18 protein-coding genes are annotated in these 19934 nt (G+C 39.2%); 16 read left to right on the top strand and 2 right to left on the bottom strand.

Annotation, left to right across the window (positions count from 1 at the left end; translation table 11 throughout):
* Window positions 1-2: 2 nt before the first annotated feature.
* From G585_RS0100295 to G585_RS18600, 7 genes are all read left to right on the top strand, one after another.
* Window positions 3-1109: an SLC13 family permease gene (locus tag G585_RS0100295; protein WP_022772162.1), complete on the top strand. Its 1107-nt coding sequence runs from the start codon at window positions 3-5 to the stop codon at window positions 1107-1109.
* Window positions 1110-1141: 32 nt separating this feature from the next.
* Window positions 1142-1861 carry a 5'/3'-nucleotidase SurE gene (gene surE, locus G585_RS0100290; RefSeq protein WP_022772160.1) on the top strand — a complete coding sequence of 240 codons (720 nt, stop codon included), beginning with the start codon at window positions 1142-1144 and terminating at the stop codon, window positions 1859-1861.
* Between the two features lie 89 nt (window positions 1862-1950).
* A complete protein-coding gene (locus G585_RS0100285) occupies window positions 1951-3378 on the top strand; it encodes an MBOAT family O-acyltransferase (RefSeq protein WP_242829975.1) in 1428 nt (475 codons plus the stop codon).
* 8 nt (window positions 3379-3386) lie between these two features.
* Window positions 3387-4481 (top strand): hypothetical protein, encoded by a 1095-nt coding sequence (locus tag G585_RS0100280; RefSeq protein WP_022772157.1) that lies wholly within the window; start codon window positions 3387-3389, stop codon window positions 4479-4481.
* A 69-nt stretch (window positions 4482-4550) separates the two neighbouring features.
* Entirely contained in the window at window positions 4551-5615 is a 1065-nt protein-coding gene (locus G585_RS0100275) for an undecaprenyldiphospho-muramoylpentapeptide beta-N-acetylglucosaminyltransferase (protein ID WP_026663689.1), read from the top strand.
* Window positions 5616-5711: 96 nt separating this feature from the next.
* Entirely contained in the window at window positions 5712-7898 is a 2187-nt protein-coding gene (locus G585_RS16585) for a DUF3160 domain-containing protein (RefSeq protein WP_022772155.1), read from the top strand.
* Window positions 7898-9349: a CapA family protein gene (locus G585_RS18600; protein WP_022772153.1), complete on the top strand. Its 1452-nt coding sequence runs from the start codon at window positions 7898-7900 to the stop codon at window positions 9347-9349. The genes G585_RS16585 and G585_RS18600 overlap by 1 nt, the downstream gene beginning before the upstream one ends.
* 47 nt (window positions 9350-9396) lie before the next feature.
* On the opposite strand, the gene G585_RS0100260 is transcribed toward G585_RS18600, so the two are convergent.
* A complete protein-coding gene (locus G585_RS0100260; protein ID WP_022772152.1) occupies window positions 9397-9936 on the bottom strand; it encodes an NADH peroxidase in 540 nt (179 codons plus the stop codon).
* Window positions 9937-10127: 191 nt separating this feature from the next.
* Here G585_RS0100260 and G585_RS0100255 point away from each other — a divergent pair, with 191 nt between their 5' ends.
* The 9 genes from G585_RS0100255 (at window position 10128) to G585_RS0100215 (ending at window position 19433) form a co-directional block, all read left to right on the top strand.
* Entirely contained in the window at window positions 10128-10994 is an 867-nt protein-coding gene (locus tag G585_RS0100255) for a MurR/RpiR family transcriptional regulator (protein ID WP_022772150.1), read from the top strand.
* A 4-nt stretch (window positions 10995-10998) separates the two neighbouring features.
* Window positions 10999-11478, top strand: coding sequence for an S-ribosylhomocysteine lyase (locus tag G585_RS0100250; RefSeq protein WP_026663688.1), 480 nt, complete (start codon window positions 10999-11001; stop codon window positions 11476-11478).
* Window positions 11479-11501: 23 nt separating this feature from the next.
* Window positions 11502-12197, top strand: coding sequence for a 5'-methylthioadenosine/adenosylhomocysteine nucleosidase (locus tag G585_RS0100245; protein ID WP_022772147.1), 696 nt, complete (start codon window positions 11502-11504; stop codon window positions 12195-12197).
* A gap of 162 nt (window positions 12198-12359) precedes the next feature.
* A complete protein-coding gene (locus G585_RS0100240) occupies window positions 12360-13940 on the top strand; it encodes a glucose-6-phosphate isomerase (RefSeq protein ID WP_022772146.1) in 1581 nt (526 codons plus the stop codon).
* Window positions 13941-14037: 97 nt separating this feature from the next.
* Window positions 14038-14976, top strand: a complete 939-nt coding sequence (locus tag G585_RS0100235) for a glycoside hydrolase family 43 protein (protein ID WP_022772145.1) — start codon at window positions 14038-14040, stop codon at window positions 14974-14976.
* Window positions 14977-15012: 36 nt separating this feature from the next.
* On the top strand, window positions 15013-16524 hold the full coding sequence (locus G585_RS0100230; RefSeq protein ID WP_022772143.1) for a sensor histidine kinase: 1512 nt from the start codon (window positions 15013-15015) through the stop codon (window positions 16522-16524).
* 27 nt (window positions 16525-16551) lie between these two features.
* Entirely contained in the window at window positions 16552-17241 is a 690-nt protein-coding gene (locus G585_RS0100225; RefSeq protein ID WP_022772142.1) for a response regulator transcription factor, read from the top strand.
* A 67-nt stretch (window positions 17242-17308) separates the two neighbouring features.
* Complete coding sequence (locus G585_RS0100220) at window positions 17309-18019, top strand: RluA family pseudouridine synthase (protein WP_022772140.1); 711 nt, start codon at window positions 17309-17311, stop codon at window positions 18017-18019.
* On the top strand, window positions 18009-19433 hold the full coding sequence (locus tag G585_RS0100215; RefSeq protein ID WP_022772139.1) for an O-antigen ligase family protein: 1425 nt from the start codon (window positions 18009-18011) through the stop codon (window positions 19431-19433). The genes G585_RS0100220 and G585_RS0100215 overlap by 11 nt, the downstream gene beginning before the upstream one ends.
* Here G585_RS0100215 and G585_RS0100210 read toward each other — a convergent pair.
* Window positions 19414-19899, bottom strand: coding sequence for a hypothetical protein (locus G585_RS0100210; protein WP_022772138.1), 486 nt, complete (start codon window positions 19897-19899; stop codon window positions 19414-19416). The two genes, G585_RS0100215 and G585_RS0100210, sit on opposite strands and share 20 nt — an antisense overlap.
* Between the last annotated feature and the right edge of the window lie 35 nt (window positions 19900-19934).

The following is a 19934-nucleotide window of genomic DNA, read 5'->3' as shown; positions in this document are numbered from 1 at the left end:
CAATGCTTAAAAAGATTGATAAAGTTCTTTTAATATCCTGGATCCTTGCAATCATATCAGCATTTTTTGTGCATCCGGGAAAAGAGTATATTTCTTATATTGACTTTAGATCCTTAGGAATCCTGTGGGGATTGATGATCATTATTCAGGGATTTAAAGAAAATTCCGTATTTGAGAAGATAGCATCAGCTCTTTTATCTAAAGTAAAGAAGGGATGGCAACTGGCGGCTGTATTGGTGTTTATGTGTTTTGTGGGAAGCATGCTCATAACCAACGACGTAGCACTTATAACATTTGTTCCGTTTGCAATCATGATCCTGCATAACTGCGATATGGAAGATATGATGATACCTGTGATCGTTCTTCAGACAATTGCTGCAAATCTTGGAAGTATGCTAACTCCAATTGGTAATCCTCAAAATCTGTATCTTTACGGACTTGCCGGTATGGGACTTCCTCAATTTGTTGCAACTATGCTGCCATATAGCTTATTATCAGCAATTATGCTGTTTTGCACAGTTATCACAATATCGTTTAAAAGTGTAACACCTTCGACAAAAAACTCAACGCTCGTTACAAAGAATTTTGGCAGCAAGATTCAGATTTTAATTTATGGAGTACTTTTTACAATAGCTATTTTGACGGTATTGAGAATTTTTATTCCATGGTATATTTTTGTGATTATCGTTTTATTAGTAACATTAGGAATGGATTACAAAATACTTTTTAGAGCTGATTATGTTTTGTTACTCACCTTTATAGGATTCTTTGTGTTCACTGGAAATATGGGCAGAATTGGCTTTATTAGCGACTTTTTCAGAAATACAATAGATGGAAGAGAATTTGCAATATCAATAATTTTAAGCCAATTTATCAGCAATGTTCCGGCTACATTAATGCTGTCAGGATTTACAACAAATTATAAAGAACTCTTAATAGGAGTAAATGTTGGAGGATTAGGGACACTTATTGCTTCAATGGCCAGCCTGATTTCTTTTAAGGCTTACACAAAAGAGTACAGAAAAAATACAGGAAAGTACGTACTTACATTTACTTTATTCAATATTTTCTTCTTAATAATGCTGGTGATTTTGCAGCTAATTCTATAAGATAGTAATATTGGATAAGAAAGGTTTATTAAATGGCTAAGAGGATACTAATTACTAATGATGACGGAATTAAATCAGATGGAATAATAAGGCTTGCAGAGGCTGCAAAAGAGTTTGGCGAAGTTTATGTAATTGCGCCTGATGACCAGAGAAGCGCAGCATCACACAGCATAACCTTAAGACATGGTATAGATGTGTATCCATACGATTTTCCTGTTGAAGGAGTTAAGGCATATTCATGCAGCGGAACACCTGCTGATTGCGTAAGAGTAGGCAGTCTTAGCGTGATGCCAAAAAAGCCCGATATTGTAATGTCAGGAATAAATTTTGGATATAATGTTGCGTCAGATATACAGTATTCAGCAACTGTTGGAGCAGCACTTGAAGGTGAGTTTCAAGGATATCTCTCCATTGCTTTTTCTGAAGGGATGAATGGGATTCACGAAACAACTGATAAATACTTAAGAGACATAATGACTGAGCTTGTGGAAAAAGAGTACACTCCTGGATTTATCTACAACGTGAATTTTCCTGGATGTAAGCTTGAAAAATGCAAAGGCGTTTTAAAAGACAGGGTAGTATCAAGAAGTGCATTTTACAAAGACAGTTATAAAGAAATCGAAAAACTTCCGAATGATGGAGTGAGATACATGGTAGATGGCGCTTTTTCACCAACTCCTGAGGAAGGCACTGATTACGGTGCGATTTTGGATAATTACGTTTCAATTGGACTTGTGGAGAATCTTTGCTGATGGGTTTTAATTCGTTTACTTTTATATTAGTGTTTCTGCCCATACTTCTTATTGGGTGGTTTGCGCTGAATAAATTAGGAAAATATACGGTGGCAGAGGGCTTTTTAACACTTATGTCACTTTATTTCTATTACACTTTTGGAGTGTCTTTTTTACTGATCTTATTGCTTAGTATAGCAGTGAATTATTGCCTGAGCTTTATCATCAAAAAGAGACCACAGACATCAAAAGTCATAAAGATAATAGGTGTAATATTTAACCTGCTTCTTTTATTTTATTTCAAATACCTGGGATTTTTTATCGACAATGTCAATGCGGTTTCAGGGGCTCATCTATCGGCAAAAGAAATTCTTATGCCTATAGGAATCAGCTTTTTTACCTTCGGACAGATATCATTTATTGTGGACAGGGCCAATAACGAGGCACCCCATTATCCATTTTTGCAATACGCATTATACACAGTGTATTTTCCAAAACTGATCCAGGGACCTATCGCTTTCCACAAAGAAATGATAGATCAGTTCGAAAATAAGGATTTAAGGCGTTTACATGTGGATAACTTTGCCAGCGGACTTACTTCATTCATAATAGGTCTTGCCAAAAAAGTCATTCTGGCAGATACACTTTCTGGCGCAGTAAACTATGGTTTTCAGCAGACCTACTATTTGGATACAGTAACAGTAATAGCAGTAATGCTGGCTTATACATTTCAGATATACCTTGATTTTTCAGGATACTGCGATATGGCAAGTGGAGTCAGCATGATGCTAGGCTTTAAGCTTCCTGTGAATTTCAATTCTCCTTATAAAGCATCCAGTGCAAAAGAGCTATGGCAGCGCTGGCACATGACACTTTCAAGATTCTTCATCAAGTATGTGTATATCCCGCTTGGTGGAAGCAGAAAAGGAAAAGTAAGAACAGTAGTAAACGTTTTGATAGTATTCGTGCTCAGCGGACTCTGGCATGGAGCCGGTTGGACCTATATCTGCTGGGGACTTATGCAGGGACTTTTAGTTGTTTGGGATGACCTTGGAATTATGAGCGTAGCTCCGGAAAAAGGGAAAGAATCAAAAGCAAGATACCTGTTTTTTGAGAAGCCTCTTTTAGTTATTCCAAGAGCTCTTGGAAATGTACTTACTTTTTTGATGTTTGTTATATCCCTTGTATTTTTCAGATCAGAGGATATGGCCCATGCCATAGGAATGTTTAAGAGACTGTTTTTCTGGACATATCCGGGATTCTTATACAGAACAGCATCAAAACTCGAGATTGCAGAAAATTATATACCAAGACAGCTCTTTTCCCAGCTTGGTATGAACGCTGACAATACCGTATACGTAGTGACTCTTGTAATATATATCGCTATTTCAGCCTATATTATGACAAGGAAAAACACACAGGAAATTGTTGAAAAAGCAAATTATAGTAAAAAGATGATTTTAGGACTGGCACTTCTATTTGTATGGTCATTTATATCACTGTCAAATGTCAGCACCTTCATATACTTCCAGTTCTAAGGAGTTTAATGGATAATACAAAAATGTCATCAAAAAAGTTTATAAAAAGACTGATAATCACAGTTCTTATCCTCATATTTGCAGTCGGGGCAGTAGTCTATGTTTTTGACCCCTTTTACCACTACCACAAGCCCTGGCTTGGACTTAAAGAAGTCCTTAACGATAAAGAATACCAGTGTATAGGTACGCTAAGGCACTTTGATTACGACACACTTTTAGTTGGTTCCTCTGTTATGGAGAACAATGACAATGCCTGGTACGATGAGGCCTATGGAGTAAAATCAATCAAGGCGATCCGCTCATATGGCGCCACCGCAGACCTATGTTACCTTATGGATGAAGCCTATGAAAGTCATGACATAAAGTATGTTTTTTACAACATTGACCCTTCATCACTTTCGGCAGATGCGGAAACTACTTATGAGTCTACAGGCTGCCCAATGTACCTGTACGATCACAATCCTTTTAATGATGTGCAATATCTTTTTAATAAGGATGTGCTCTTTGAAAAGATTCCATATATGATAGCCAATTCCTATCTTGGAGATTACGATGAGGGACTTTCATATAACTGGGCCAAGTGGAAAACTTTTGATATTCAGATGGCTCTGGGGCTTTACTACAGACCTATCGATGTAGTAGAAATGCAGGATGAGACCATATATAATGATAAGCTCAATGCTAACATAGCTCTTTTGACAAAAGAGGTAGCTGATCACCCCGAGACACAGTTTATGTTTTTTTATCCGGCTTATTCAATGCTCTGGTGGGACGGTGTTTACAGAACGGGAGAAAGAGATGCATATATCTATTGCGAAAAAGAAATGACGAAAGCTCTTTTGCAATATGATAATGTCAGGATCTTTTGCTTCCAGAACGAACCGGATGTAATAACAAATCTGTACAACTACATGGATTCAATCCATTTCTCGCCTGAGATCAATAAGCTTATGCTTGATCAGATGGTAAATGGCGAGTATGAGATGACTCTTGATAACTATGAGGAAATTCTGGATGGGGTAAAAGAGTTCTCAGACAAGATCGTAAATGAGCTTATTGTGCCATATGAAGAACAGGATATGCTCACCTACGAAATCAGGTAAATTATGGTATAATGTTGTGCAGAATAATTTTAGAATTGGAAGAAGGAATAAAAAGTGAGCGATAAACCGATCAAAAAAATAGTGCTTACAGGTGGCGGAAGTGCCGGTCATGTAACACCTAATATCGCATTGATCCCAGCACTGAAGAAAGCTGGATATGAAATCTATTATATTGGTTCATATAACGGAATTGAGAAAAAGCTTATTGAGGACTACAACATTCCTTATTTTGGAATAGCTACAGGTAAGCTTCGCAGATATTTTGATCCAAAGAATTTTACAGATCCTTTCAGAGTTTTAAAGGGATTCACAGAGGCAGTTAAACTTCTTAAAAGAATTAAACCTGACGTTGTATTTTCTAAAGGCGGATTTGTAAGCGTTCCTGTTGTGAGAGCTGCAGGAGCACTAAAGATTCCATACCTTGTTCACGAATCAGATATGACACCCGGACTTGCCAATAAACTTAGCATGTCGGGAGCCAAAAAAATTTGTTGTAACTTCCCGGAGACAATGCGTCTTTTGCCTGCTGATAAGGCTGTTCTTACAGGAACTCCAATTAGAGAAGAGCTTGGACTTGGCGATAAAGAAGTTGGAAAAGAGCTTTGCGGATTCGAGGATGATAAGCCTGTACTTATGGTAATCGGCGGAAGCCTTGGCGCACAGTCAGTTAATGAGACTGTAAGATACGCCCTTCCAAGACTCCTTCCATATTTCAACGTTGTCCACATTTGCGGAAAAGAAAAGATGGACAATTTGAAACTTACTGTACCGGGCTACAAGCAGTTTGAATACGTTAAAAATGAGTTAAAAGACATTTTTGCTATGGCTGATATAGTAGTTTCAAGAGCAGGAGCTAACTCAATCTGCGAACTACTTGCACTTAAAAAGCCGAACATTCTGATCCCACTTTCAACTAAGTCAAGCAGAGGAGACCAGATGCTTAATGCAAGGTCTTTCGAGCAGCAGGGATTTTCACTTGTAATTGATAATGATGATCTTGATGAGGATATCCTCGTGGAAACAATCGATGATCTTTACAAAAACCGCGAGAAATTCATTGAGAACATGAATAAGAGTAATCTCCACAGTGCAACAAATACAATTGTCAAACTTATTGACGAACAGATCCAGTAATAGAGAGCTTCTCCATAAAGATGGAGGGGCTTTTTCATTTATCAGAGAATTGGTGTATTATTGAATTAGCGTATATTTATATGAGGGAGAAATGTTATGAAGAAAAGATATGTGGCTTTAGTTATGGCACTGACAATGGTTCTATCTGCCTGTGCTTCAACCCCAGTTGAAAGCCCTGACGCGCAGTCAGCGCAGGAAACAACAGAAGTTTCTGAAGGAAACGAGCAGAATGCGGCCATTGGAGAAAGCAGTGAGCCTGCAAATCTTATTCCTTCAATTGCACCTTACAGCGTAAATGAAGATTTTTCTAATGTAGTATATGCATCTGATTTTGCTTATCTTTTTAGTGATGAATATGAAAGCGAATATAATCATCCTTCAATTCTCAGAAATGCACTTATAAAAAACAATTTTGCCGTTACAGAAGGCACTAGCAGAGAGTTTTTTGACATTTATGAGGACAACAGATATGTTATGTTCCCTAATTTTATAACAGTGGATTCACTGATGCATACATATCATCTGTATTTTGCCCACCTTATGAAAAAGTGCGAGCAGCAGTATCTGTCTGATGAATTAAAAACAGTAAGCGCAAATATGCTTGCAGAATCTGCAAAACAGTATGAGGAGCTGAAGGGAACAGACTGGGAAAACGCAGCTCTTAGAAACCTTGCCTTTTTCTATGTAGGAAGTTTATTACAGGACGAGAGCGCTACAGCGCCTGTAAGTGATCCTGAGTTAGACGCGATCGTTAAGGACGAATATGACAAGGTTATGGCTGCAGAAGGAATTGAGGTATGCGCTCTGACAGATTTGAATGAGGATTATACCCAGTACAAACCAAGAGGCTACTACGACGGAGATGATCAGCTAGAGCACTACTTCCGTGCTATGATGTGGTACGGACGAATTGCATTTGAGCTTGATAACGAGGAGATGGCAAAGAGCGCGATCCTTCAGACAATTGCGCTTTCAGCAGATAATAAAGAGTGGGGTAACATCTACGAAGTCACAAGCTTTTTTGCAGGAAAGTCTGATGATGCAGGCTTTAAGGAAATCTATGATGCTCTGGAAGAGAGCTGTGCAGAGGTGCCGTCACTTCAGGCAGTAACAAATGAAAAGACATTTAAAGATAGCATTTTGCCTGCTTTAAAGAAGATCGATCCACCTGCAGTCAATTCAATTCCTGTCTACGATGGAGAAGACCCAATAATTCCATCCTACAGATTCATGGGACAGAGATTTACTATTGACGCTGCAATAATGCAGAGACTCATATACAGCTCAGTAAAAGAAAATCCGGAGGGCGAGAGAAGATGCCTGCCTGACACCCTTGATACAGCAGCAGTTCTCGGTTCAGAAAAAGCTTACGAGATCCTTGATGAGCAGGGCGATACAAAATATGAGAATTACAACGAGAATATTCAGGCTCTTAAGGCAGTATTTAATAACGATGAGCAGGATTTGTGGAACGCAAGCCTCTATTCAGGATGGCTATATACCTTAAGACCTCTTTTTGAAGAAAAGAGAGATGGCTATCCTTCATATATGCAGAGCGAAGAATGGGATAAAAAGAATCTTGAGACCTTTGCGGGCTCCTATGCTGAGCTTAAACATGACACAATCCTTTATACCAAACAGCCTATGGCTGAGATGGGTGGACCTGATTTTGAGCCACTTGATGACAGAGGATATGTTGATACACAGCCTGTAGTATACAGCAGATTCAAGGCTCTTTCTGAGAAGACAAAAGAAATGCTTAGTAGCTGCAATATGCTGTCAGATGGAGCAAGTGATGACCTTGATAAACTGTCAGAGATAGCAGGAACACTTATTACGATTTCTGAAAAAGAGCTGACAAACGACACGATTACAGAAGATGAGTATGAGTTTATCAGATGTTATGGTGGATATATTGAGCACTTCTGGGAAGAAGTTACTAAAGACTCCTTAGGAGAGGATGCGATTGACAGCACACAGGCTCCTTGCCCTGTTATTGCTGATATTGCAACAGATCCAAACGGAAGTGTCCTTGAAGTTGGTTCAGGTTACGCTGCAACAATTTATGTGGTCTTCCCAATAGATGGAGAGCTTCACGTTGGAAGAGGTAGTGCATATAGTTTTTATCAGTTTACAACTTCGATTACAGACAGAATGACAGACGAAGAATGGAAAAATGCTCTGTCCGGTGGATATTTGGACGATGAATGGAACTGGGTTGAAGTTGAGAGAGCACCTGAGCAGCCTTCATGGACTCAGAGCTACAGGATAAAAAATAATTGATGCAGGATACAAATAATAGGAAAACCAAATTAAGAATATCTATAGGACTGCTGCTGCTCTTTGGAGTGGCAGTAGTTCTTTGTATACTCTTTTTCCTGATAAGGGATAATTACATTCCACGCTGGGTTACATGGAATGAAAAGGCCATGAACGAAGGTCGTTTAGTGCTTAAAGAAAAAATGCTCACTTTATATGATGAGCAGGGAAATAAAATCTTTTCAACAGAGAAAACTGTTAAGGTTCAGGATTTTCTTTTGACTGATATTGATGGAAATGGGCATGAGGATATGATAGCCCTTGTGTGGAAAAGAGGAAAATACGGAAAGTACAGACCTTTCTGGATTGATAAAGATGAAAGATACTATTCCCAGCATATCTTCATATATGAGATCGAGGATGAAAACAAGGTAAGGCCAAAGTGGTTTGCCTCTGAAACAGGGCACCTTATCAGGCGGATGAAGCTTGAGGATGAAAGCGGAAAAATAATCCTCGTAGAAGATGTAGATAAAACCAATTCCCTGTGGAGATGGGATGGATTTGGACTTAAGAATGTGGATAACTCGGTAAGGTTCATAGCGTTTGGCGATAATATCATCCACGAAGAGATTTATAAACACGCCTATGCCAATGAAAATGGAAGCTTTGATTTTTTATATGAACCTTTCAAAAAAGAAATTGAGAATGCTGATATAGCGGTATTTCAAGCTGAGACAGTACTTGTGAATAAAAAATCCATGGTAAGCGGTTATCCCACATTTGGTTCACCCAAAGAAGTGGGACAAGCTCTGGCTGATGCAGGGTTTGATATAGCAGTGTGCGCAAATAACCATACTCTGGATAAAGGCATAGGTGCTGTTGATTTTACAAAGGATTTCTACGAGGATTGTGGATTAAAAACTGTTGGAATTCAGAAAAGTACTGACAAAACTTACAGGCCCTATGTATTGATATCAAGAAATGGCATAAAATTCGCGCTTTTTTCATATACCTACGATACAAATGTGGAAAAAGCTACTGAGAAATATCCAAATCTTATCCATTACCTGCCGCAGGATGAGGATGGTGAAAAAGAGTTTGTAAAAAATCTGACAGAAAGCCGAAAAGAAGCTGATATTGTTGTTGTATTTGTGCATTGGGGAAATGAGTACGAGACAAAAGTAAGCAGTGAGCAGGAGCATTTTGCAGAAGTCTTTTCCAAAGGAAATGCAGATGTGGTTATAGGTACTCACCCTCATGTGATTCAGGAGACAAAAGAAATCACAAGACCTGATGGTAATAAAACAGTAGTCTTTTTCTCTCTTGGTAATTTCAGGGCAGATCAGGGCTTTTCAGAAGAAACCAGGAAAGGTGAAGAAGCTCTTTTTACTGCTGAGCATACCTATGACGGAATCAGGATAACGGGCTTTGAAACCAAAGAAATAAATGCATATTGGAAAGATGATATGAAATAAAAAGGCTTCGCTGATCACCTCAGAGAAGCCTTTTGCATACTATTCAATTATTTGAAATATCTATCAAGAAGTCCCTGGAAGCCTTTTCCATGTCTAGCTTCATCGCGGCCAATCTCATGAACTGCATCATGGATTGCATCAAGATTGAGCTCTTTTGCCTTCTTAGCAAGATCTGCACGGCCCTGAGTAGCGCCATATTCTGCTTCTGCACGAAGTTCAAGATTCTTCTTTGTAGAATCAGTTAATACTTCACCAAGCATTTCTGCAAACTTAGCAGCGTGTTCAGCCTCTTCCCAGGCAGCCTTCTCATAGAAAGCACCGATTTCAGGGTAGCCCTCTCTGATGGCAACTCTTGACATAGCAAGATACATACCAACTTCTGAGCACTCACCGTTGAACATCTCACGGAGACCATTCTTGATCTCTTCCGGAGCTTCACTAGCTACACCAACAACATGCTCACATGCCCAAACCTTCTCACCTTCCTGTTTCTGGAACTTGGAAGCCGGAGCATTACATACAGGACACTTCTCTGGTGGCTGATCACCTTCATGAATGTATCCACAAACCTGACATACCCATTTCATAAACTAAAATCTCCTTTCGTGTGAAACAAAAAAACTAGCTACCCACAATTAAATTGCCTACATCGAGCATATCATAATAGTCAGAAAATTAAATGGTTTTCACAAATATTTTATAATTACTTATGAAATTTTATTTCAAAATGGTTTACAATTAGAAATATAGTATTGAAATGGTTTGGAGGCCAATTTTTATGAATGTTGTAAGTGAAAGAATTAAAAGTTGCTATAACTCTCTCCCTGCTTCAGAAAAACTGGTTGCTGATTATGTTTTGCAGAATAAGGACGATCTGTTTCTTTTCCCTATAAAAGAGCTTGCTCAAAAATCAGGCACAACACAGGCGTCATGGACCCGCTTTGCCCAGGCAATAGGATATGATGGTCTTAAGGACCTGAAAAACGCTTATTATGCTGAGGCTAATACATCATTAAAACAGGCAGACAAAGGACCAAAGATTGCATTTAAGGATGTAAATGAATACACATCACTGCAGTCAATTGCTGATAATATCTGTGCAACAAGTGTACAGGCTGTTCAGACAACCTATAGACTTTTCGATGTGGGAACCTTTAATGATGTGGTAACCAAGATTGTTGGGGCGAAACAGATACAGCTCTTTGGAATAGGAACAGCAAGCGTCGCAGCATATGACCTTTATTGCAAACTTCTCAGAATCCATTATAATGTTGTTTTTAATCAGGACTTCCACATGAGCATGATGACGGTGTCTCAGGCGGGACCTGAAGACGTATGTCTTTTCTTTAGCGACAATGCCAAGAATAAAGAAATCATGCAGCTTTATGGTATTGCCAAGAACAAAGGTGCTACAACGATCGCAATCACAAAGCTTGGAAATAATACCTTAACAACCGGCTGTGACCATGTCCTTTTTGCAACTTCTCCTGAAATTGACAAAAAGAGTGGTATCACAAGCTCACGTTTTGCACAACTTTTCCTGGTTGATACACTTTATACTGCCATTGCCAATAGAGATTATGATAATATTAGAGAGTATCTCAGAGATTCTTATGAGGTATTCAATGATGTGCCAAAGGATTGAAAAAATGGAAAAAATAGCAAGTTTTACAGTTAATCACCTGGATCTTGAACCGGGAATCTATGTTTCAAGAAAAGATAAAGTAGGACAGGAGACAATCACCACATTTGACCTTAGAATGACTGCCCCAAACAAAGAGCCTGTAATGAACACTGCAGAAGTGCATACTATGGAGCATCTTGGAGCAACGTTCTTAAGAAATGATCCGGAATATAAAGACAAAACTATATATTTTGGACCTATGGGATGCAGAACTGGATTCTATGTGGTACTTGCCGGAGATCTCAGCTCAAAGGATATAGTTTCTCTTATCACCAGAATGTATGAGTTTATAAGAGATTTTGAAGGTGAAGTCCCGGGAGCAAGCCCAAGAGATTGTGGGAATTATCTTGATATGAACCTTGGAATGGCCAAATATCTTGCCAAAAAATATCTTGATAACACTCTTTACGGTATTGATGAAAAGCACCTTGTATACCCTGAATAATGTAATTGATTGGAGAGAGTCTAATGAAAATAGGAATAATTGGAGCTATGGAAGTCGAAGTTGAGACACTCAAAGGCGCCATGAACGTTAAAAACGTGGTAAAAAAAGCTTCCATGGAATTTTATGAAGGAACAATTGAAAATACTGAGGTTGTTGTAGTAAGAAGCGGCATCGGTAAAGTAAATGCCGGAATCTGCGCCCAGATCCTTGCAGATATCTTTGGAGTTGAAAGAATCATCAACACAGGAATAGCAGGTTCACTTAACAACGATATAAACATTGGTGACGTAGTTCTTTCCACAGATGCTATCTACCACGATATGGACGTAAGGGTATTTGGCTATAAGATGGGCGTAGTTCCTCAGCTTGGAGTAGAGTCATTTGTAGCTGATGCTGACATGAGAGAAAAAGCAAAAGCAGCTATAAAGAAGGTTGCTCCTGATATCGGAGTTTTTGAAGGCAGAGTTGCCAGCGGCGATCAATTCATCAGTGGAAAAGAAACAAAAGAAAGAATAATCGCTGATGTTGGCGGCATGTGCGCAGAGATGGAAGGTGCAGCTATAGCTCAGGCCTGCTATCTTAACAATATTCCATACCTTATCATCAGAGCAATTTCTGATAAGGCCGATGGAACTGCAGATGTAGACTATCCTACATTCGAAGCAAAAGCAGCAAAGGATTGCGCTGCCCTCACAATGGAACTTATAAAGAATCTTTGAAAAAAGTCAAAGACTTCTCTGAGATGATCAGGGAAGTCTTTTTTATATAATGATTTAACCTATTTTTTATAGTTATGCGCTTGATATGCAAAAAGTTCTTTGATACACTTTTAGCTGATGGCGGAATACGTTTTCCGAGCATCACTATAGGAGGATTTTATAATGGCCAATTGGAAAAATCTTGACACACTTAAATCTTTTGAAGATTTAAAAACTGTAAAACATGTAGATCTTGTATCAGCTATGTCTGGTGAAAGCGGAGCAAACAGAGTAAAGAACTATTCTGTAAAGATGGCTGCCGGTCTTTCATACAACTATGCTGCAAAAGAAGTTGATGATGATGTATTAAAGGCTCTTGAAGCTCTTGCAAAAGAAGCTGAGCTCTCAGAGAAATTTGAAGCACTCTACAACGGAGAAGTAATAAATACAGGTGAAAAGAGAATGGTCCTTCACCAGTTAACAAGAGGTCAGCTTGGTGAGAACGTTATGGCTGACGGAGTTAACAAGCGCGATTTCTATTTAAATGAACAGAAGAGAATCGCAGAGTTTGCAAACAAAGTTCACTCAGGTGAGATTGCAAACGCTAAGGGCGAGAAGTTTACAACAGTAGTACAGATTGGTATCGGCGGTTCAGACCTTGGCCCAAGAGCTATGTATCTTGCTCTTGAGAACTGGGCTCGCAGAACAGGCAACTTCAAGATGGAAGCTAAGTTCATCAGCAACGTAGATCCTGATGATGCATCAGCTGTCCTTAACGGAATTGATGTTGCTCATTCAATCTTTATCCTTGTGTCTAAGTCAGGTACAACACTTGAGACACTTACAAACGAGTCATTTGTTATCGATGCTCTTAAGAAGGCAGGTCTTGATTCTTCAAAGCACATGATCGCCGTAACTTCAGAGACATCACCACTTGCTAAGAGTGACAATTATCTTGAAGCTTTCTTCATGGATGATTACATCGGTGGAAGATATTCTTCAACATCAGGCGTAGGCGGTGCAGTTCTTTCTCTCGCATTCGGACCTGACGTATTTGCTCAGTTCCTTGATGGAGCTGCAGAAGAGGATAAGCTTGCAGCAAACAAGAACATCTTCGAAAACCCTGCTATGCTCGATGCTATGATCGGTGTTTATGAGAGAAATATCCTTGGATATGGCAGCACAGCTGTACTTCCATACTCACAGGGACTTAGCCGTTTCCCTGCACACCTTCAGCAGCTTGACATGGAGTCTAATGGTAAGAGCGTTAACCGTTTCGGCGAGCCTATAAACTATGTAACAGGACCTATCATCTTTGGCGAGCCTGGTACAAATGGACAGCATTCATTCTACCAGCTTCTTCACCAGGGAACTGATATCATTCCTCTTCAGTTCATTGGCTTCAAGAACAGCCAGCTTCAGAATGATGTTAACATTCAGGACAGCACAAGCCAGCAGAAACTCTGCGCTAACGTCGCTGCTCAGATCGTTGCTTTTGCATGTGGTAAAAAAGATGAGAATCTTAACAAGAACTTCAAGGGTGGCCGTCCATCAAGCATCATCATCGGTGAAGAGCTTAACCCTAAGTCACTTGGAGCTCTTTTATCACACTTCGAAAATAAGGTTATGTTCCAGGGCTTTGTATGGAATATCAACAGCTTTGACCAGGAAGGCGTTCAGCTTGGTAAGGTTCTAGCCAAGAAAGTTCTCGCACACGAGACAGATGGCGCACTTGCTGAGTACAGCAAACTTTTAAATATCTGATAAAGAAATATATACTATAAAGGCTTCTCCGTTGAAGGAGAAGTCTTTATTATTGTATAATTATGAAATACATTATGATCAGGCTTGGGAGGGTTACATGAGCGCATATTTATTTGCACACTTTAAAGAAAAAGTTACACCGGATGGGGAACAGGTTTATTTCGGTATTTCTAAAGATGGCTTTAACTGGGAACAGGTAAATAACGGGAAACCTGTTCTGGAGAGCACTTTAGGTGAGAAGGGAGTAAGAGATTTTACCATCACCAGAAAAAAGGACAACACCTTTGTTATTCTGGCTACAGATCTTTCTCTTGCTTACAATTTCAAAGAAAAATATGAAAGCAATTGGAATAAAGTAAACAGAGAGGGCAGTAAATACCTCTCAAAATGGGAATCTGGCGACCTTGTTCACTGGTCAGAGCAGGAGCTTATAAAAATTGTTGATGACAATTATGGATGTGCATGGGCTCCAGATATCATCTATGATGAGGAAAATCAGGACTACATGGTTCACTGGTCATCAAGATATCCTGCAGATTCTACTAACGAAATGGCTATTTATTATGCCAAGACTAAAGATTTTAAGACCTATACTCAGCCAAAAGAGCTTTGTCATAAGTCAGATACAGGAATAATCGACTCCAACATCGTATATGAAAATGGTTATTACTACAGATTTACAAAGAGTGATTTCAATCCTGCTCACATCATTTTGGAGAGAGGAACTTCTCTTACAGGTGAATATGAGAGAATGCCTCTTTTTGATGAAGAGATGAACAAACTTGAGGATGGTCAGTACGAAGCTCCTACATGTTATAAACTTCCTGATGGAAGCTGGTGTCTGATGCTCGATTTTTACGGATGTGAAAAAGAAAAACAGGGTTATGTTCCATTCGTAGCAAAGGACATTTCTACAGGAAAATTCGTACGTTCAGACAAAGTATTCAGTTTTCCGTATGGATTCAAACATGGAACAGTTATGGAAATTACTGATGAAGAGTATAAAAGGTTAAAAGAGAACTATCCAAACAATTAACAAAATATGGTATACTAAAAGAGCATAGGAGGAATTATGCGATTCCGTACAAAACTCTTAATTACCTCACTGGCGATAGTAATCATACCGATAATACTTGCAATGGCGACATATTTTGCTGTTGGAAGGTATCTGATATATGATCAGCAGATTGATCAGTATTCCAAAGTGGTAGATTATGGAATGATCTCAGACCCCGGAGGAACTTTCTCCGAGATGACAGAACAGCTGGTAAAAGAAATTCTGGTTACTATGCTGGCAGATCCATTCATTTTGGAGAATGAGAGCTATCTACAGCAATTGGATGAAGAAGTTGCGCCAAGCTACTCATTTATAATTGTAAAAAAAGGCTTTACGGTCTACTACGTAGCAGATAAGAACAAGGCAAAAGAAGTTATTTATGAACTTCCGGGATTTGGAACGGATATTAAGGGTATTTATTATACCACCTCGAAGCATCTTGTAAGACAGCTTGATTTCTACTTCTCAGATGGTGATGAGGGTAGTCTTTATATCGTATCCGGCATCAGAACTGGCCTTACTACGTCACTTGTAGTTTATATGACCATTGCGATAGTTCTTATTCTGCTGGTTACGAGTGTTCTTTTAACTACCTGGATCGGAAGAAGTATTTTTAAACCAATCAGCGAACTTAATGTGGCGATGCAGCACATCAAAGATGGAAACTTTGATTACATGCTTCCTACCGACGTTATGGAAAAAGGGGAGCTTGGAGCCATGTATCGCAACTACGAAGACATGAGACTTCGGTTAAAAGAATCTGCTGATGAAAAGATTGAGAGAGAAAAGCAAAACAAAGAGCTTATCAGTAATATATCTCACGATTTAAAGACTCCTATTACTGCTATCAAAGGATATTCACAGGGCCTTTTGGAAGGCGTTGCGGACAACCCTGAGAAGCAGATGAAGTACATAAGGATCATTAATAGTAAGGCTAACGATATGAACAACCTTATTAATGAACTTACCTTGTACTCAAGTATTGATAACAACAGAATTCCTTATAATTTTGTTAAACTTAATGTGGCAGAGTATTTTGGAGACTGTATTGAGGAGATTGGAGCTGATCTTGAGAGTAAGCAGATCAAACTAAATTACTCAAATCTCACAGGCCCTGATACACAGATAGTTGCAGATCCTGAGCAGATCAAGCGTGTAGTTAATAACATTGTCAGCAATAGCGTCAAGTACATGCAGAGAAGTGACGGAAAAGAGCAGATTGATATAAGGATTTTGGATGAGGTTGATTCCATAAGGATAGAGCTTGAAGATAATGGTAAAGGAATAGCACAAAAAGATATTCCAAATATTTTTGACAGGTTCTACAGAACAGATGCTTCCCGTAATTCCAAGCAGGGCGGAAGCGGAATCGGCTTATCTATAGTTAAAAAGATAATAGAAGATCATGGCGGTTACATATGGGCAACCAGTCATGAGGGAGAAGGAACCTGTATGCACTTTGTACTTAGAAAGTACATAGAGTTTGCAAATGGTTCGGAAGCAGTTACAGTCGATAACGAAACATAAAAATCCAAAGAAAGGCGAGATGCGTGTATGAGTAGAATTCTTATTGTTGAGGATGAAGAGGCCATTGCCGACCTTGAGAAAGACTATCTGGAACTTAGTGATTTTGAGGTAGCAATCGAGAACACAGGAGATGCAGGTCTTCAGACTGCCCTTGCGGAGGATTTTGATCTTATTATATTGGATCTGATGCTTCCGGGCATGGACGGATTCGAGGTTTGCAAACATATCAGAGAAAAGAAAGATGTGCCGATCCTTATGGTATCAGCTAAAAAAGATGATATCGATAAGATCCGAGGTCTTGGTCTTGGTGCTGATGACTATATTACAAAGCCATTTAGCCCATCTGAGCTGGTAGCCCGCGTTAAGGCACATATGGCAAGATACTCAAGGCTTGTTGGATCAGGTCATGAGTCCAATGACTATGTAGAGATCCGAGGTCTTAGAATTGATAAGACAGCCAGAAGAGTATATGTTGATGGTGAAGAGAAGAGCTTTACAACCAAGGAGTTTGATCTTCTTACTTTCCTTGCAGAAAACCCTAATCACGTGTTTACTAAGGAAGAACTTTTCCGTAAGATCTGGAACATGGATTCAATCGGAGATATTGCGACTGTAACTGTTCACATCAAAAAAATCCGTGAGAAAATCGAATATGATACCTCAAACCCTCAGTATATTGAGACAATTTGGGGCGTCGGTTACAGATTTAAAGTTTGATAACCATTGATTTTGTGGCGGCAGGTAAAACTGCCGCTATTTTCATATAATAGAAAAATTGTTAAAAATGAAAAAAATAGAGTATATATACGAAGACGAAGATATAATTGTATGCCATAAACCTGCTGGGATTGCCACAGAAGGAGCGGGGCCCGGGAAAATGGACCTTGTTAGCCAGGTAAGAAACTACCTCACAAGAAAAAGCAGACAGGAAGGCAAAAAAGGCCCTGCTTATGTGGGGACTGTATATAGACTTGATCAGCCTGTTGAGGGTGTGGTTGTAATGGGCAAAAATAAAAAAGCAACATCAAGTCTTGCAGAGCAGATTAAAAAGCACACTACAGATAAGTACTACTACGCTCTTTGCTATGGGGATGTGGAGCCAAAGGAAGGACATGTGGAAAACTATCTTGGGAGAAGAGAAGATAGTGGATTGGCAATTATTGTATCTGAAGAGGAAAAAGTAAGGCTCATAGGTGGCGATGTCAAAAAAGCCGAGCTCGATTATGAAGTTGTATCTTCAGAGGAAAAGACATCTCTTATGAGAATAAAACTCCTGACCGGAAGATTCCATCAGATAAGGGTTCAGATGGCAGGACTTGGCTATCCGATCATTGGTGATACCAAATATGGGACCAAAGAGTCGCTGCAATATTCAGAGGAAAAAGGCATAAAGACAGTATGTCTTGCCTGCTATAAATTTGGCTTTAAGCATCCGACAACAGGGAAAAGAGTCTTTTTTGAAATTAAACCGGAATTCATAGACCATGAGAACTAAGATTCTAAAAATATTTTCAACTATACATGTGATAATGCTGTGCTCCATTCTGCCTTTGTATATGGAGCAGGGCTATTATGAACTTGGTGAGGCAAAAGGGATAATGTACATGCTGATCGGCGGAGCATTTATCCTTGCCTCTTCTTTTCTTGTGGGACTAAATAAAAAAAGCGAAGGTGTTCATGACATTCTTTTAAGAGCTCTTCTGTTAACAAATCTTGTAACCCTGCTTTTTTCCTGCGATATCAAAACTTCTTTTCTTGGACTTGAAGGGTGGAGAGTAGGTTTTTTGACCACTGCCATAATGATCCTTGATTGCTACTTTCTTGCAAAAGGCCTGTATGTTGATGAGTATGTTCTTGCGGCAGTATTCATAACTCCATTTCTTATATTTGTCATTGGGGTTCTTGGAAGATTCGGGATTTATCCAATCGAAATTTATGGGAGCGATACTTCTTTTCTTGCAACTATAGGAAATATCAACTGGTATGTGGGATTTTTATCTATATTTGTCCCTGCCGGTGTGGGCTTAACTTACCTTCAAAAGCCGGGAAGCAAAAGCTTTTTTGCGTGCAGCGCCTATACAGTAGTTGGGCTCATGGCTCTTTTACTACAGGGAGCTGACAGCGGCTTGCTGGTGCTACTTGGAACCTATGGCCTTCTTCTTTATCTGTCATTTTCTGACAGGAATTATTTTCACAGATTTTTGGTGCAGCTTTCTGTTTTGGGGCTGGCAATAGAAATAGTGAACCTTATTATGCTCTTTTGTCCAGCTGCATATAATTATGAAAAGAACTATCTCATTACTCTGTGCAGCAATCACACAGGTCTTGTATTTATCGCGTTTTCATTTTTTATATACAGACTATCAGCTTTTTTGGATGAGATCAGTATTTTGTGGAACAGGGATCTGTATAAAAAGATATATTGTGGATTGATCCTGGCCTTAGTGGCAATAATCCCTGTGATTATCGCTGTCGTAAAAATTCCCTACAACTTTGGAAACGGCAGACTTTTTATCTGGCAGATTTCTTTAGACATGTTCCGTAATCTGTCATCCTGGCAAAAGATATTTGGAGTAGGTCAGGATTGCTACTTTTCATATGCCTATCACAATCCGATGTGGGCAGATTCCCTCTTAAATGTCCTTGAGGGCAACAGGCTTACAAACGCTCATTGCGAATTTTTGACAATTTTGATAGAAAGAGGAATCGTGGGCGCTATTCTCTACTATGGATTTATCGTATACTCACTAAAAAGAATAATAAAAAAGGAGCCAGCAGCTATTATCTGCTCGCTCCCTATAATCGCATATTTATTTAACAGCGTTGTGTCTTTTTCCACAACCGTATCAACAACATTTCTTTTTATGGCTATCGGAATTGGCCTTTCTCTTAAGTCAGCTCAGGAATAGGAATGGAATCATCAAGCTCATGGAAAAAGGTCCTGGTTTCAATTATTCCAAAAAGAGCTTCATTATATTCAAAAAGAAATCTCTCATTGATATTTTCTTTTCCGTACATCATAACTCTGCCCATATAGGCATTCAGGATTGAAACGTAGCGTTTATCCTGATCAAACATCTTAATGATCTCGTCTTTTCTTCTGCGAGGATGCTTGGAAGCAAATTTGCGGATATCAAGCTGAAGATCAACAGGCATTTCTTTTTCTCTTTCGTGTACGGAGTGAAGGATCTCATCATAAGTGTCTTCATCGATCTTCTCAAATCGATCTGTAAACTCAAGACAGCATGCATTGTCAGGCAGATGAAGTCTTACTCTGTCTTCTCCGTAAACATCTTCAATTTCTGCAACAACCTTTGGAATTGCGGGTTTTCCATTGTAATCGAGAATGATTACCTTGTCTCCCTTTTTGTACATAGACACCTCCCCCTTTAGTGAATAGATAACAATTG

It is taken from the genome of Butyrivibrio sp. AE2015 (assembly GCF_000420825.1).
GTDB lineage: Bacteria > Bacillota > Clostridia > Lachnospirales > Lachnospiraceae > Butyrivibrio.
The sequence above is the reverse complement of the archived record's forward strand: the minus strand, read 5'-3'. Positions and strand labels throughout refer to the sequence as shown.